The sequence below is a fragment of the Faecousia intestinalis genome (assembly GCF_040096185.1).
Classification (GTDB): Bacteria; Bacillota; Clostridia; order Oscillospirales; family Oscillospiraceae; genus JAZOXB01.
This window is the reverse complement of sequence record NZ_JBBMFF010000145.1, coordinates 31,801-45,968: the sequence shown is the minus strand read 5'-3', so window position 1 is coordinate 45,968 and position 14,168 is coordinate 31,801. Positions and strand designations below refer to the sequence as shown.

The following is a 14,168-nucleotide window of genomic DNA, read 5'->3' as shown; positions in this document are numbered from 1 at the left end:
GGAACGCGCCGGGGGCTGCGGCCCCCGGTCCCCCATTAGGGGTGGAAAAGGAGTCGCGCACCGACGTACGAGTACGAGTACGACGAGGCGTTGCCCGCGTTCAAGCAGAAAAGGCCGGCATAGCCGCCGAAGATCCAGTAGCCACCGACGAGGAGGACACGCCAGCCAGAGTTGTAGTAGGCGTAGTCCGGAATGTAGGTCGTCTCGCTGCCGCCGACCGCCGTGGGATAGAACGCCCAGGGCATGGCCGACGATACGCCGATGGCCGTGATGTACCCATCGCTCTGTATCTTGGAGCCGATGTTCGTATAGTTGGCCGCGGTGTCATCTGCATAGCTCGCAGGGTTCAGGCAGACATATACCGTTCCGTCGGAGAAGTTGATCCCGTCGATAAACTCGAAGACATTGCCGTAGGGATTCTCGATGTGCCGGTACTGGACGGCGGTCTTTCCGTTCGTCCCAGCTGCGCGTCCGGTGTGGTAGGTCATACTGTCCGTGCCGCCGGAAGAAATGGCAGAGCTGTTGCCGTCGACATAGCCGCGCCCGATTTTGCTCTGGCTGTCCCAGTCGGAAAACTCCACCAAATAGAGCAGCCAGACCGCGCACCAAGACGCGAAGTCATACTCGCTCCACTTACTACCCTTTCCTCTGGCACCGGAACGAGCCGATGCGCGGGTCAGGTTGACCAGCGGCGCAGCGCCGGTCTTGGAATAATGGCCGGAGATCGTGTTGTAGCGGCCGACATACTTGCCGGAGCCGGGGTGCTTGGTGAAGCCGCTCTTGGCCTTATCCGCGATGTAGAAGTACCGTTTCTTGTTGGCGGCATCGTCGATAATACGGAAGTAATACTCGGGGATAAAGACAACGGTATCGTAGCTGCTTCGAGAGAAGCCGCTCTGCCCCTTCTTGTAGCTTACGGCATTGTTGATGATGTTGTACTCGTCCATGCCGCTCCACGGGAGATAGTTGTCGAAGGGAGAGCTGCCGGCGCCGGTACCGACCGCAGGCGCGGGATTCGTGGTGATGTCGACATTGACCAGTCCGTTCGGATCGGTGGCCTTCTTCAGCCGCGTCAGAGCCGTCGACTGCGCATTGTAATTCCAGCAAACGCCGAAGACCTTGACATAGGACAGCTCCAGCGTATAGCCGGTGTAGGAGCTGCAAGCTACGCTGCCGGTGGCCGTCTCGCCGTTCTTGGTGGCGGTGACGCTCCACGTGCCGGTGTTCGGCAGGTAGAACTTTGCCGTTCCGCTGCTGGTGGCCGTGAGTGTGGTGGAGCCGTTGACCGCCTTGACCGTAGAGCCGCTGTCGATGGTGACGGTGAGGGTGCAGAACTTCACCGTTGCGGTGTAACTGCCGCCGGAGGTCGACACCGATGCGGACGCCGTGGACGAGGATACCCCGCTTTTGGTGGCCGTCACGGAATAGGTGCCGGCATAGTTGACGGTCAGCGCACACTTGCCGTTGCTGCCGCAGGTGCCGGTATACTGCTTCGTGCCAAGCGCGGCGGTCACGACTGCGCCGGATTCCGCCGTTACGGTCAGCGTAGCCGCGAAGTAACTCAGCGTCACCGCGTACTGCTTGACCTGATCCACGACCACAGTCTCGGTGGCGGTGGTCTGCCCGTTCAGCGTGGCATACAGCGACCATGTACCGTAGCCAGGGAGATCAAAAACGCATTTACCGCCGACGCTGGTGCCAGTCAGCGTAGTCTCGCCGTTCGTACAGGTGATAGCCGATCCGGTGGCAACAGAGACCTCCAGCTGTGGAGCCACGCCGCCGCCCTTGGGCTTTTCCCATGTATATACGCCGGTCTGATCGTTGGCTGCCGTGCAGTAGAAGGTCTGCATGGTGTCTGTGTTCAGATACGACTGGCCGACCGAGCCCTTCGTGCTGGAGGTCGGATCGGTCTTGCCGGTGAGTGGCTTACTTCCGTCCAGCCCCTTGGAGAGAGTTTCGAGGTCGCTGGAAACGCCATCAAGGAAGGTGTCGAGCGATTCACCGTTATAGGTCAGATCGGCCGCGTCGCTGGCGCCGGACAGCTTCCACTGATACTTGCCGCTGCTGTCCTTGCCGCTGCAGACGTATTCCTTGCCCGTAGCGCTGTCATAGTAGTGCTGCCCTGCGGTACCCTCGGTCGTGTCTGTCGGCGCTCCTGAGCCTGTTGCAAGCGGATAACCGTAGTCCTTTCCGGCGACTGCCGCAGAGATATTCCCGTTCCCGTCGCCCAGCAGCAGACCCTTGACCATGATCTTGTCCTGCTTGGTCTTTACCGCCTCAGCGATGGCGGCGGACATATCGCCCTGTGTGACGCAGGCGCTGGTGTCGACCGTCACCGTCCATGTGCCGGTATTCGAGCAGGAGATCAGAGCGTAAAAGGTGTAGACGAAATCCGGCGATTCTGTCTTGCTGGGAATGGGAACGCCCTGTTCCAGCTGGAACAAGGCGATCATGGCGGACGCTCCTCCGCCCACGCTGGCAGATACGCGGAACTGATTCAGCGTATAGGCCGTATTCGGCGCAGCGATGCGGAGCTTCAGGCGAATGCCGGAAGATACCCTCTCGCCGCCCAGCAGGCTCGCGGTCTGCTTTTCATTGACGAGGGCGGTCTGTGCCATCATTGCCGCCGCCGCGACGGTGCCCTGCCCCGCAGCTGCGCTGTCGAAGTTCAGGGTCTTTTCATTCACCCACTCATTGAGCAGGCTGTTGCCGGCGTTGGTGATGACGCCGTTCCATGTTGCCATAGTAAAACACCTCCGTGTCAGTATCGAATGGCGGCCGCGCTGTCGACCAGCTCGCAGCCGATACAGGCCGCGCCGAAATACTCTGTTGCCAGTCCTCCGGCGTCGTAGTATTCTACCTCGTCCAGCACCGAGCGCAGATTCTTGTAAAAGGCAACGCGGTCGATCACGCGCTGATGTCTGACGGGGTCGACATCCTCATAGGTGGCGTCGATCAGCAGCTTGAAGTGGTACGGCTTGCCGCCGTATTCCCACCATTCGCTGACCTGCGTATCGGGGTAGATGGCGGAGATCGCCAGCACGACCGCCGCCTTGGTGCCGAGCTTGCGGTGAACATTCCATGAGTCTTTCAGCGTCCGGCGCTTTTCCTCCAGGGTGTAGTTGGCGTCCCACCAGTCAACCTTGAAGTCGTTCGCCAGAATGTCCAGTAGCTCGTTCGGGAGCCGGTCGATCTGTGAGTAGATCGACACGCGCTCGATCTCGCCTACGCGGGCAGCCAGCACCTCGGCAACGGCAGAGGCAAGTGCTGCCATATTGTCGTCATTGGCAAGGACTGCCGGCAAGGAGGCCAGCAGGTTTTCCTTCGTGATGCCGTGCGCCTTATTCATCCTCATAGCCCCCATTCGTGGCCGTGATGGTCCCGACCGACGCAACCTGCGGCGTCGCGTCGTCGGAGCCATCCCGCAGCGTGGTAAAGACCGGGCTGGTCAGCGCCACGCGCTTGATGCCGGTCTGCATGAGCTTTCCGATCAGCACGGAGGGGTTGATGTCGCGCCCCAGCTTCCCGCACTGCCACGCGACGAACTCAGCCACGGCCTTGTCGACCGCAGCCTTGATCTCTGTGGAGCTGAGGGAGCTGTCCTTCGGCACATAGTAGGTGAAGGTGATATTGTAGCTCACCTTCTGCGGGTCCTTGACAGAGACCTTGTCCGTCAGCGGCCGCACCGTGTCATCGTTGCAGGCGGAAAGGACGGCATTCTTGATCTCCGTGGTAGCGATGGTGCCGTCGTCCATGAGGACATAGAGGTCCACCGCTCCGTCGCTGGGGCTGTTCGCCACCACGTCGGCGATCTTGGTGCTGACCTGCTTGGCAAAGTAGATATACCCGCCCTTGGCTCCGGCGCAGCTGTAAGCGTCCTGACTGGCGCGCATCAGCTCATAGAACTCGTCGTCAGTGGCCTGGTCTGCGCCGTCATCGCTGGCGGTGAGGTTTTCGCAGCGCTCACAGTAGTCGAACAGGTCAACGAAGGTGTTGATCTGTCCCACTGCGTAGCCGTTGCCTACCGCACCAACAGTCTGGCAGCGGATCTGCACATCGGCATAGGTCTCGCCGATGGATACATAGGCATCCGCGACCGTCTCCCATGTCAGCGTACCGCTGGCGTCAGTGACGCGCGTACCGGCAGGAATGAGGATCGCCGTGGTCTGTGCCTCGGAGATATGGAAGCGCTCGGTGCAGACCGCAGCCTGCGCCGCCGGGCGCTGCGTGACATAGAACAGCTCGGCCAGCGCGTCCAGGTTTTCCCCTTCCGCGCGGCTTGGGATATTCTGATTGCCTGTGTAATTGTTCAGCCCGCGCTCCTGAATCACCACGGCGGCTACGAACTGGATAAACAGTTTTTCGGGGCTGGCAGGCTTCACGCTGACGCCGGTGATTTTTTCGTAAATGGAGATCAGCAGCGATTCCACCGCTTCGGTGTCGGTAGAAACAAACTGATATCCCGTATTTCTCTCACTCATTGATGATGTTCACCTCCACGGTAGGGATCAGCCTGCCCGGGGCGTTTCTGTCGGCCGCAAAGGTCACATTCACCACCTCGGCGCGGGGCTCATATTCTTCCACAGCCTCTTTGACCTCGGAATACATCATAGGCATAGCTACCGGCAGAGGCTTATCCACGAACTTCTGAGGAAGCCCGAAGCCGCGATACAACGGACAGGTCCCCTGCCGCGTGGAAAGGATAATGGCGATATTCTGCAAGACAGAGCGGACGGTGTCAGTCTCGTTGAGCTGCACCGCGCCGATGTCAGATGCGGTCACCTTGTAGCTCATGGCAGCTTTACCCCCTCAGATACTCTTGCAGGCTGACGGACACGGTGGCGCTGGTGACGTTGCCGCGTCCGTCATAGGTTTTCATCTTCATCTTGTGATCAAGCACGGACCAGCGATATTTCCCGTAGCCCTTGTTGCCGATCACCAGCGGGACGGCGATGCCGCCGCGCTCATAGTTCCACAGCTTCACGACCTCGGCGATAGGATCAACGCCGAGGTAAGCGGAGAGAACAATGTCGAAGGTCATCTTGTCGGGGTCAAGGCCGGTGAACTCCGTAAGGGCGTGTGTGCCGTGCCGCTGATGGGTCGCGTACCGGGCAGACCCAGACCAGGTGACATTATTGATCGTTTCGATTGTGCGGTCAGACACCGTAAAAACGATGTCGCCCAGACAGCCGACCATTCCCATACTCAAAAACCTCCTAACACAAAACCGTCCCCGTTGAATACCGGAAGGTATAGGCAGAGGACGCGGTCATTCACCTTCGGCATCCAGTAGGTCAGATGCGAGCCGGGCAGGTGGTCGTGGTCGGGGAATTCGCTGGCTGTGCCGCCGCCGGTGAAGGTGTCCGTGATCTCATGCGTGTGCTTTGCGTCCGGCTTTATGTAGAAATTCGCTCCGTAGTGCTGGAGCACATAGAGCCAGTCCGAAATGATGCCTGTGTCCTTAAACTTGACACGAGCCCTGCGCTTTGCGCTGTCGACGGCCGTTACCGTACCGGTCTGAACGAGCCTCGAAAGGATATTCTGCAGTTCGTCCATCAATATCCCTCCAATGTCTTGCGCAGCTTGACCTGCGTGGTATAGCCGGACGAGCCGACCGAGTGCGCGGCCTGCTCCACAATGTATTTCCCGTCCCACGCACCCCAGCCGGTGAGCTTGGCTGTGACACCGGCCACGATATCCGGATTGCCGGGCAGCGTAAAGGTTGCGGTCTTTGCGTACTTGTTGTGCAGCCGGAGATATTTTTCAGCCTTGGTCTTGGCCTCGGCCACGCTTGCCACCTTCGCGGTGATCTCCAGTTGCTGGTTGTTCTTGGCCTTGTCGTTGTAGTCCTCTACCTTGACGGTGGCCTCGATGCACTTTCCTGTGCCGGGGTCCGTGTAGCTGACGCGGCAGGAAGCGTACTGCGTTCCGGCCGTTCCCGCGTTCAGCTTGTGCTTGGTGTAGCTGCCGCTGCCGCGGACGATGGTCAGCACGGGGGATTTCTTCTCGTAATCCTCCTGGTCGAAAAGTACGATCAGGTTATTGGTGGCTTTCAAAGAGATGCCCGCCTCGTGGCACAGCTTGGAGAGAAAGGCGATGTCGCTCTGCTTGTACTGCTCCACGCGGCCATAGGACGGGTCGCTGTTGGCGAGGAACATACAGGTCATTCCGTTGGCAGCGGCCATCTCGTTTGCGATGCCGGAAAGCGTGTAGGCCTCCCATGCCTTGGATTTCTCCGTCTGGCGGATCTGTGCGCTGTACGGAAGAGCCGTCGCCTTGATGGTGATGGTGTTCGGCGGGCCGGAGGCGTCAACGCTGTCCAGCTCAAACTGTCCGCAGTCCAGCACCTTATCCCTGCCGCCGCCCGTCCAGTTCTCCCGAACGAACACGGCGCTGATCTTGAAGCCGGCGCCGGAAGCAGAGGCAGGAGCGGCGGCAGAAGCATCGCCGCCCCCGCCGCCGGATTCCTTGATGTACGATGCGCTGACATAGGCGGTTTTGCCGTTATAGCTGACCTTCGCCCAGCCGTTTTCGATGCCCTCGACCTGCAGCTCCGCGCCGCAGACCAGAGCACCGTATTTACCGTAGCTGGTGCTGGGGCCAGAGCGGACATTCAAGCCGCTTTTGGCGGTGACCTTGTAGGACTTTGCCGCACCATCGGTCTTGGCCTTGGAGGACGCGGACAGGCTCCCTGCGGAAGCTGCTGCGTCGATGGCATCGGCCAGCCACTTTTTGAGCCATATATCATCGCGGTCCTGAAGCTTCAGCTGCAGATCGTCGGTGCCGTCCGCCTCCTTGTCGGTGTAGGTGGCCGACAGGAAATAGGGGCGCATACTGCCGGTGATGTCCGCGCCCTGGAAAAATATCTGCGCCGTGACGCGGCGCGCCTGATTCGGGCTGCTCATCCGACCACCTGCTTCCACGGGGGCAGGGCGTCGCCGACATCCTCAGCAGGGTCGGGCAGCTTCAGCACGATCCCGGCCGGAAAGGTGTAGTACCCGAGATACTGCGGATTGAGATTCATCAGCCGGTCGGTGTACGCTTCGCTCCCCAGCTGGGAGAAGGCGATGCTGTCCCACATATCGCCCTGAATGGTGGTGTAGGTCTTACTCATTTGTAGGCCCTCCTTGCGGTGTCGATGCCGGCCTCCTCCATGACTTCAAGGACGCGCTCGGTGAACTCGTCTCCGTACTCACGCAGAGCTTCCACCGTCTCGGGCGATGCGCCGCCGTTGATCTGAAACACGATCTGCAGCTCCACCGATCCGGCGCCGGAGCCTGCGCCCGGCTCTGCCGAAAGCGCGCCGTCGCCATGGATGGCGTGCAGTGCCTCCAGCAGCTGCGGGGCGAAGGTGATGGCCTGGATCTCCATGCTCTCGCGCATAGCGGCGGTCTCCTCGGCGGTCATGACCTGCTCGCCGCCGTTGAAGTAGACCAGCTCCGGGCCGTTTTCGCCGACGAGGGCAAAGCCGGGTGCGGCGGACTGCGTACCAACTGCGTAGCCGGGAATGCTGCCGGCCGTTCCGGTACCGGACGCGGACAGTGCGGCTCTGGCTGCGGCGGCGACGCGGTTGTAGGCAGCGGTCACCTGGGGCAGCATACCGACAGCTCCGTCGATAAATCCCTGAATGGTGGCCTGCGCGCTTGCCTTGGCCTCGTCGCCAAGGTCCATCGCTTCAATGTCCTCAGCAAGCGCCGTCTGCAGCTCGTCCATGGTGGCCGTGAAGTCGGTCTTGAGGTCGGCTACGCTCCCCGCCGCGTTCTGCTGCTCCTGCTGCAGAGTCTTCCAGTTGGCTACCATCGTGGCCAGCTGCTCGTCGGTGGCGCCTGCCATGCCGGCGATCGCGTTCACGCTGTCGGAGCTGCCGTCAGCAAAGGAGGCGATCATGTCGCTCAGCCCCTCGATGTCGGTGCTGCGGTCAGTCAGGGATTGCAGGTTGGCGTTGTAGTCCTGCCAGTAGGCGATCTGGCTCTCCAGTGCGGAATTGATGCTGCCCGCGCTGGTTGCAACGACCTTTGCGGCCTCGTCCCAAAGCTGATACTGTCCGGATATGCTTTCGTATGCCGCGCTGTACGCCTCGTTGTAGGACTCCACAAGGGCGTTGATCTTTTCCTGCACGCCGGAGATGGCAGCCTGGAACTCGCTGACCTGTGCAGCAGCCTCCTCGGACGCGCCAGTGCCTTCGTTCATGAAGGCGGTCAGATTCTTGACCGCCTCTTCCGCGAGGGCGATCTCCGCCTCAGCATCGGAAACGGCGTCTGCGTCCTCTTCCATCGCCTTGTTGTAATTTTTGATGGACTTCTCAGCCGCCCATATCTCGTTGTTGGTGTCGTAGATGGAGTTTTGCAGGTCGTAGTATTCCTGCGAGAGAAAAGCGGTCGCATCGGTGTAATAGCCGTACTGGTCGTAATAGGCATCCGCCTGCTTCTGCGCGTCTGCCCATAGCGCATCCATCTGCGCGTAGGTATCAGACAGCTTCTGCTGGGCGGCCTCCAGGCTGTACTGCGCCTTGGTGAGTCCGATGCTGTTTTCTTCTGCCTCGATCAGCACGGCGGAATACTGGGAGTACAGCTCGGTGAGCTGATCCTGATAGGCCTGCTGCATGGCATTCTGCTTCCACGCCTCGGTGTTGGCGCGGAGCGCTTCGGTGCCACCATTGATGGTGTCGGTTTCGAGGTCGATATAATCGGCCAGCTCCGGCACCACCTGGCAGAGCAGAGCCAGGGTGTTATGGTACTGCCTGTGCTGCTCGTCGGTATTGAGCCCCGCCGCCTCCATCTCCTCCAGCTTGCCGATGTAGGTGTCTGCGACGCCTGCAGCGGCCATGGTGGAGGTAACGGTATCATCATAGGTGGCCTTGGCCTCGTCCATCGCCTCCCGCATTCCGCGGGCGGCTTCGGTCAGCTCCTTCACACTGGGTACGGCGTCATTCGCCGCAGCGGTGGCCAGGGCAACGATGCCCGCCGTGATTGCGGCCACGGCAGCGGTAACGCCCATGATGACATTGACGCCGGGGATCGCCGCTGTGAGGATGGCACTGGCGGCTGCGGCTATCTTTGCAGCGACCGCATAGGCAGCCAGCGCGGCGACGACCGCGCCGATCACGCCTGCAAAGGCGGTGATGGCATTGACCAACGCCGGGTTCTTCTGAATGAACGCCGTAATGCTGTTGAGGACCTTCGTGCCGACGCCGTAAGCCTCGCTGAGCGCGGGAGTATAAGCGTCGCCGATGGCTACCTTGAGGTTGTTGTAGGCGTTCTGCATCATGGTCAACCGGCTCTGCGCGGTGGCGTAGCGCTTGTTGGCCTCGTTGGTGAGGGCGGTATTCTGCTGCCAGGCGGTATTTGCAGTGTTCACCGCGCCGGTCATCTGGTCTGCGGCAAGACCCAGGGCTTTGAGCATATTGCTCTGCCGGATGCCGGTCAGACCCAGGTCTTCCAGTACGAGGACGGTGCTCTCGCCCTGCTCGTCCAGCTTGCCGAGCCCGCCGATGAAGGAAGTCAGGGCGCTCATGGCGTCGTTCTTCCACGCAGAAGAAAATTCTTCGGAGGACATACCCGCGATACGGGCGAACTCCGCGAGGTCGTCCCCACCCTTTGCAACGGCCTTTTCAATGGCGTTGAGCGTCTGGGTCATGGCGGTACCGCCCGCCTCGGCTTCGATGCCGACAGAGGACATCGCCGCCGCCAGAGCCATGATCTCCGGCTCGGTCAGTCCGGCCAGCTTACCCGCCGACGCCAGGCGCGTACCCATCGCCACGATCTCGGATTCCGTTGTGGCGAAGTTGTTGCCAAGGTCAACGATGACAGAGCCGAGCCGTCCGTAATTGTCCGTTGCCATGCCGGTAATGTTGGCGAAGCGCGCAAGGGCGGTTGCTGCCTCGTCAGCTGTCATGTTGGTGGCAGTGCCGAGCATGGTCATGATCTCGGTGAAGTCCAGCAGGGCGTCCTTTTGGATGCCGAGCTGTCCCGCGGCTTCGGTTACCGCTGCGATCTCCTCTGTGGTGGCGGGGATCTCCGTGGACAGCGCCTTGATGGAATCCGACATTGCCGCCAGTTCCTCGTCTGTGAGGTCTGTGGTCTTGGCGACGCCGGTAATGGCGCTCTCAAAGTCCATCGACGCCTGCGCGCAGCTGGCGAAGTATTCGTAGATCTCTTTCAGGGCGACGGCGATGCCTGCGGCCACGATGGCCTCGTGTACCTGATTAAAGGCCTGCCCCGCCTTGTCGCCGAAGGTCATAGCTTTATCGGCGGCCTCGCCCTGCTTCTTTTTTAGCGTGTCGATCTTGCCGGCAAGCTGCTCGGAGCTGTGGGAGAGGTCGTCGGTATTGACACCCGCCTCTTCCAAAGCCCCGCTCAGCTCGTTCAGCTTTGCCGTCTGCTTCTCCAGCGAGGCGGAGGTCTTGTCGATCTGAAGCTGCTTTGCCAGCAGCTTGTTCTTCATGTCGGCGGACTCGTTGCCGGTCTCCTCCATCTCCCGCTGGATATTGTCATATTGCTGCCGCAGCATTTCCAGCCGCTTCCGCGTCGCTTCCACGGCTGCCTGCTGCTTTTGGAATGCGGAAATATCCGCCTGTGTCTTTGAGAGGGCCTGGATTTCCTTCTGCATGGACACAATTTCCTGCTGAGCGGCCTTGAAGGTCTTGCTGTAACTGCCTCCAAGCTGCGCGTTCAGCTGGAATAGCATCTCATACTCTTTGCGGCCTGCCATAGACGGCCCTCCTTTCAGATTTATTTATTCTTGCGTCGCTCCCGCGCCTCCTTCACAAGCTGGTTGCTGACTTTGATCCACTTGCACAGGGACGGCAGGGGCAGCGACAGCCAGTAGGAAACGGGGGTCTGATTGTTTTTCGCCATCGTAAGACATTGCCTGCGGAGCCAGACGCCGCCGTCGCCGGTTACAGCTCCGATGCCAGCAAAAAAGAGCGGGCCTTGCCTCTGACGCGGTTGAACTCGAAGATGGGCAGGGCGCGCAGGGCGTCGTCGCCGATACGGCGGGGACGGCCGCTGGCGTCAATGATGGTGTTGGTGCAGGCTCGCGCCGCCATGCGCACCAGGAACTGGCCGGAGAAGGTAGGCGAGATGGTGGGCTTGCCGATGGCCTGAAGCTCGTCCTCAATGGCAAGGGCGTCATCGCCGGTCAGCCCCTCAAAGTCGAAGTTCAGCTCGTCAAAGGTCTGCCCCTCGAAGGTGAAGGGCCTTTTCAGCTTGAGGGTATAGTTGCCTACGCTCTCCTTGGCCTGCGCCTCGGCGGCGGCGTACTCGTCGTGATCGACGGTGGAGAAAGCGTCGGCGGGAACAACGGTCTTGTTGATATCAGCCATGGTGATAACTCCTTTCAAATCTCAAAAAGATGCCCGGAGCGGATGTTCCGCCCCGGGCTTTTGTCAGGTCTCTTACATGCCGAGCGCCTTGCGGACGTCGGCCAGGTAGTCGGTGCCGTTGACATAGCAGATGAAGTTGAGCTGGTCGACCTCACGCACCTTCTTACCGTCAATGTAGGTCGCCCAGTAGCGGACGGCGTACTCGCCGGAGCCGTTGGAGGGCGCGGCGGGGGCGACGGAGCCGCCCTTGTCACTCTTGGGAATGACCACAAGAATGTGCTTGACGGCGCGGACGACCACCTTGCCTGCCACGACATCTTCGTCCTGCTGTGCAACGCGCAGGTCGATGGTGTGACGGCGAGGCTCGGAGAGCTTCACGCTCTGATCGGTGACAGTGCGGAAGTTAAGGCCCAGCGTCATCGCGTCGAAGTGGCCGAGAATGACCGACTCCACATTGCCTGCGATGCCGGCGCCAGAGATGGACTGCGTCAGCGCGGTCAGGTCAGGCAGGGTCGCCTGTGCCATACCGACATATTCAACAGAGTCCTCGTAGACCTTGAAGTTGATAATGCTCTGATCCATGATTCAAACCTCCTTTTAGCCCTGCAGGGCGCTGGTGACATAGCTGGCGTCATACTCCAGCACGAAGTCGATCTCCTGAGCGGGAGAGGGCGGCGTCATGTAGACATGGAGCTTGATGATGCCGGCCATGAGGTTGGTCAGCGGGTTTTCGTTCTCCAGCATCTCCACGCGAGCGCCCAGAAGGTAGCCCATACCCACCAGACCGTTGAGCCAGATGTTGGCGGAATCGAGAACGGTGTCGATCAGGCGGCGGGTCATAGGCTTGTCCAGCTTGCTCCAGAAGGTCTTGACGAGGGAGTTGCCGACCCAGCCGAACATACGGCTGACCGGGATAAAGTAATCCTTGACATCGGTGTTGGAGGGATAGCAGGCGGTGTAGTTGCCCCACGCCACCCAGCCGCTCATGAAGTTCAGCGCGGTATCCACGCCGACGCCGTTGAGGTAGTTAGCCTGCGCAAGCGTCAGGTTGACCTCGGTGCCGTCCTCCAGGCAGAGGCCGTCGCACTGCAGCCCCTTATTGGAGGGAGACTCATAGGGGCAGCCGCCGTTGCCGGTGTCGATCTGCGCCATCAGCCCCGCCATCTGGGTAGACAGGTGGAACTTGTAATCGCCCAGCTTCGCCATCGGCCAGAAGGCGATCTCGTCCTCGTCGGCGATGTTGGCGGCGTTCTTCTTGGTGAGAACATCGGAATAGGCACGCGCGCCGGAAGCACCGCAGTCGATGTCGATCAGCGCCTTGGCGCGGAACAGGCCGTTGATGTTGCCTGCCTTGGCGGTCATTGCAGCGGCCACGGTAGACTGCTGAGAATAACCGGGGGCGCACAGCAGATCGGGGACGATGCCCAGCAGGGTCAGGCACAGCTCCACATTCTCCATCGCGGAGGCGATGTCAGATGCGGTGACGGTGGATGCCTTGACCTTGTTGTAGGCGATGTTTACCTGCTCGGCATCATAGGCGCTGCCGGTAGACAGCAGCTCCACCACCAGATGCTCGCCGCTGTAATAGGCGTTATAGTCGGTGCCGGACACATAGGCAGAGCCGGTACCGCCGGCAGGCTTGATGACCAGAGCGGAATCGTTGATGGCCGCGATGGGAAGCTTTACCTTGTGCTCCGTCACCGCAACATCAGCCGCAGCAGACGCCTCCTTTGCGGTGGCGATATCCAGAACATTGCAGAAAATGACAGGCTGGCAGGCGAACAGCTTGAAGTGCGAATACATGAATTCGCAGAGCGTGTAGGTTGCCCAGTCGTCGGAGTAGCCCAGCTTCTCCACTGCCTCAGACCAGCTGGTGCAGAGAACAGGGGTGCCGGGGGCAGCAGGCTTATCCGCCGCCTGAACAGGAGCCAGACCGACCACGAAGGGGACGCCGGACTCCGCCACGACAGGGGTGCTGACGCTGGTAGCCTGCTGAGAGACATATACGCCGTGGTTCATTGAAATTTCCTCCTTACTTCATGCCCTTGGCCAGCTTGTGATAATTCACATACAGCAGGTTCCCAGGCGTTTTGACTTTGATGCGGTCGGCGGGGAGCGTTTCGTCGCTCACCACCAGCGACGCGATCAGCGGGTGCTGCTCGATCACCGGGGCAAGGGAGTCAAGGACTTCCTTCCGGCCGCCGCGATAGATGGTACCGCGCTGGATCACGCCCATCATGGTCGGACCGAGATAGACGCAGAAGCCGCCGGTGTCGGCGACCTTCTTCGGCGCGGCAGGCTTTTTCTTTGCCGTCTTTGGTGCGGCGGTCTGAGCCGCCGTGTCGATGATTTTTTCGCTCATAGGTTAACCTCTCTTTCCACAGGGGGAAGCTTCCATGTGGAGATCATTTCCCCCACGAAATAGGGGGCGGTGTCATCGGGATAGACCAGCGTTTCAAGCCCCGCCTCCAGGTCAAGGGTAAACTGCCCCCCGATCACGACCTGCCTGAGCATCGCAATGCGCAGCCGTTCCATGAGATTCAGCAGCATCAGCCCGCCCTCCTGCTCGTCATCGTTATAGACACAGCAGATAGACCGGACCTTGGCGCTGGAGGTCACACGCTGTCCTTGCGGCTGTTGATCCATGCCGGTAATGACCTGGTGCAGCACATAGGGAGCCTTCTTGGTGGCAGAAGTGCCGTCCGGCAGGCGCATCAGGTAGACCTTTGCAGGGCGGAAGATCTGCTCCGTGTCGCCCTTCTGCAAACGGGTCGGCATGATCAGGTCGGCGGTGACCTCCTCGGTAAAGGCCCGCAGGCGTTTCAGCAGAATGGTTCTTGTCATA

15 protein-coding genes are annotated in these 14,168 nt (G+C 60.5%); all 15 read right to left on the bottom strand.

The window, feature by feature from the left end; all coding sequences use genetic code 11:
- Positions 1 to 35 precede the first annotated feature (35 nt).
- The gene (locus WMO66_RS03630) at positions 36 to 2,744 is read right to left on the bottom strand and encodes a hypothetical protein (protein WP_349135019.1); all 2,709 of its coding nucleotides are present in this window, start codon (positions 2,742 to 2,744) and stop codon (positions 36 to 38) included.
- A gap of 17 nt (positions 2,745 to 2,761) precedes the next feature.
- Positions 2,762 to 3,349 carry a phage tail protein I gene (locus WMO66_RS03625; RefSeq protein ID WP_349135018.1) on the bottom strand — a complete coding sequence of 196 codons (588 nt, stop codon included), beginning with the start codon at positions 3,347 to 3,349 and terminating at the stop codon, positions 2,762 to 2,764.
- The gene (locus WMO66_RS03620; protein WP_349135017.1) at positions 3,342 to 4,481 is read right to left on the bottom strand and encodes a baseplate J/gp47 family protein; all 1,140 of its coding nucleotides are present in this window, start codon (positions 4,479 to 4,481) and stop codon (positions 3,342 to 3,344) included. Before WMO66_RS03620 ends, WMO66_RS03625 begins: the two co-directional genes overlap by 8 nt.
- A complete protein-coding gene (locus WMO66_RS03615; RefSeq protein ID WP_118358568.1) occupies positions 4,474 to 4,794 on the bottom strand; it encodes a GPW/gp25 family protein in 321 nt (106 codons plus the stop codon). Before WMO66_RS03615 ends, WMO66_RS03620 begins: the two co-directional genes overlap by 8 nt.
- A 7-nt stretch (positions 4,795 to 4,801) precedes the next feature.
- On the bottom strand, positions 4,802 to 5,203 hold the full coding sequence (locus WMO66_RS03610; protein ID WP_118358570.1) for a phage tail protein: 402 nt from the start codon (positions 5,201 to 5,203) through the stop codon (positions 4,802 to 4,804).
- Positions 5,204 to 5,205: 2 nt separating this feature from the next.
- A complete protein-coding gene (locus WMO66_RS03605) occupies positions 5,206 to 5,556 on the bottom strand; it encodes a hypothetical protein (protein WP_186963005.1) in 351 nt (116 codons plus the stop codon).
- The gene (locus WMO66_RS03600) at positions 5,556 to 6,905 is read right to left on the bottom strand and encodes an SH3 domain-containing protein (protein ID WP_118729375.1); all 1,350 of its coding nucleotides are present in this window, start codon (positions 6,903 to 6,905) and stop codon (positions 5,556 to 5,558) included. The genes WMO66_RS03605 and WMO66_RS03600 overlap by 1 nt, the downstream gene beginning before the upstream one ends.
- The gene (locus tag WMO66_RS03595) at positions 6,902 to 7,114 is read right to left on the bottom strand and encodes a tail protein X (protein WP_118729374.1); all 213 of its coding nucleotides are present in this window, start codon (positions 7,112 to 7,114) and stop codon (positions 6,902 to 6,904) included. The genes WMO66_RS03600 and WMO66_RS03595 overlap by 4 nt, the downstream gene beginning before the upstream one ends.
- On the bottom strand, positions 7,111 to 10,710 hold the full coding sequence (locus WMO66_RS03590; RefSeq protein WP_349135016.1) for a phage tail tape measure protein: 3,600 nt from the start codon (positions 10,708 to 10,710) through the stop codon (positions 7,111 to 7,113). The genes WMO66_RS03595 and WMO66_RS03590 overlap by 4 nt, the downstream gene beginning before the upstream one ends.
- A gap of 20 nt (positions 10,711 to 10,730) precedes the next feature.
- Complete coding sequence (locus tag WMO66_RS03585; protein ID WP_262564185.1) at positions 10,731 to 10,856, bottom strand: hypothetical protein; 126 nt, start codon at positions 10,854 to 10,856, stop codon at positions 10,731 to 10,733.
- Between the two features lie 41 nt (positions 10,857 to 10,897).
- The gene (locus WMO66_RS03580; protein WP_349135015.1) at positions 10,898 to 11,323 is read right to left on the bottom strand and encodes a hypothetical protein; all 426 of its coding nucleotides are present in this window, start codon (positions 11,321 to 11,323) and stop codon (positions 10,898 to 10,900) included.
- Between the two features lie 72 nt (positions 11,324 to 11,395).
- Positions 11,396 to 11,905: a phage major tail tube protein gene (locus tag WMO66_RS03575; RefSeq protein ID WP_118729372.1), complete on the bottom strand. Its 510-nt coding sequence runs from the start codon at positions 11,903 to 11,905 to the stop codon at positions 11,396 to 11,398.
- Between the two features lie 15 nt (positions 11,906 to 11,920).
- Positions 11,921 to 13,342, bottom strand: a complete 1,422-nt coding sequence (locus tag WMO66_RS03570; RefSeq protein ID WP_302635328.1) for a phage tail sheath family protein — start codon at positions 13,340 to 13,342, stop codon at positions 11,921 to 11,923.
- Between the two features lie 13 nt (positions 13,343 to 13,355).
- Positions 13,356 to 13,685 carry a hypothetical protein gene (locus WMO66_RS03565; RefSeq protein ID WP_118729370.1) on the bottom strand — a complete coding sequence of 110 codons (330 nt, stop codon included), beginning with the start codon at positions 13,683 to 13,685 and terminating at the stop codon, positions 13,356 to 13,358.
- Positions 13,682 to 14,167, bottom strand: a complete 486-nt coding sequence (locus WMO66_RS03560) for a hypothetical protein (protein WP_118358586.1) — start codon at positions 14,165 to 14,167, stop codon at positions 13,682 to 13,684. Before WMO66_RS03560 ends, WMO66_RS03565 begins: the two co-directional genes overlap by 4 nt.
- Position 14,168: the final 1 nt, after the last annotated feature.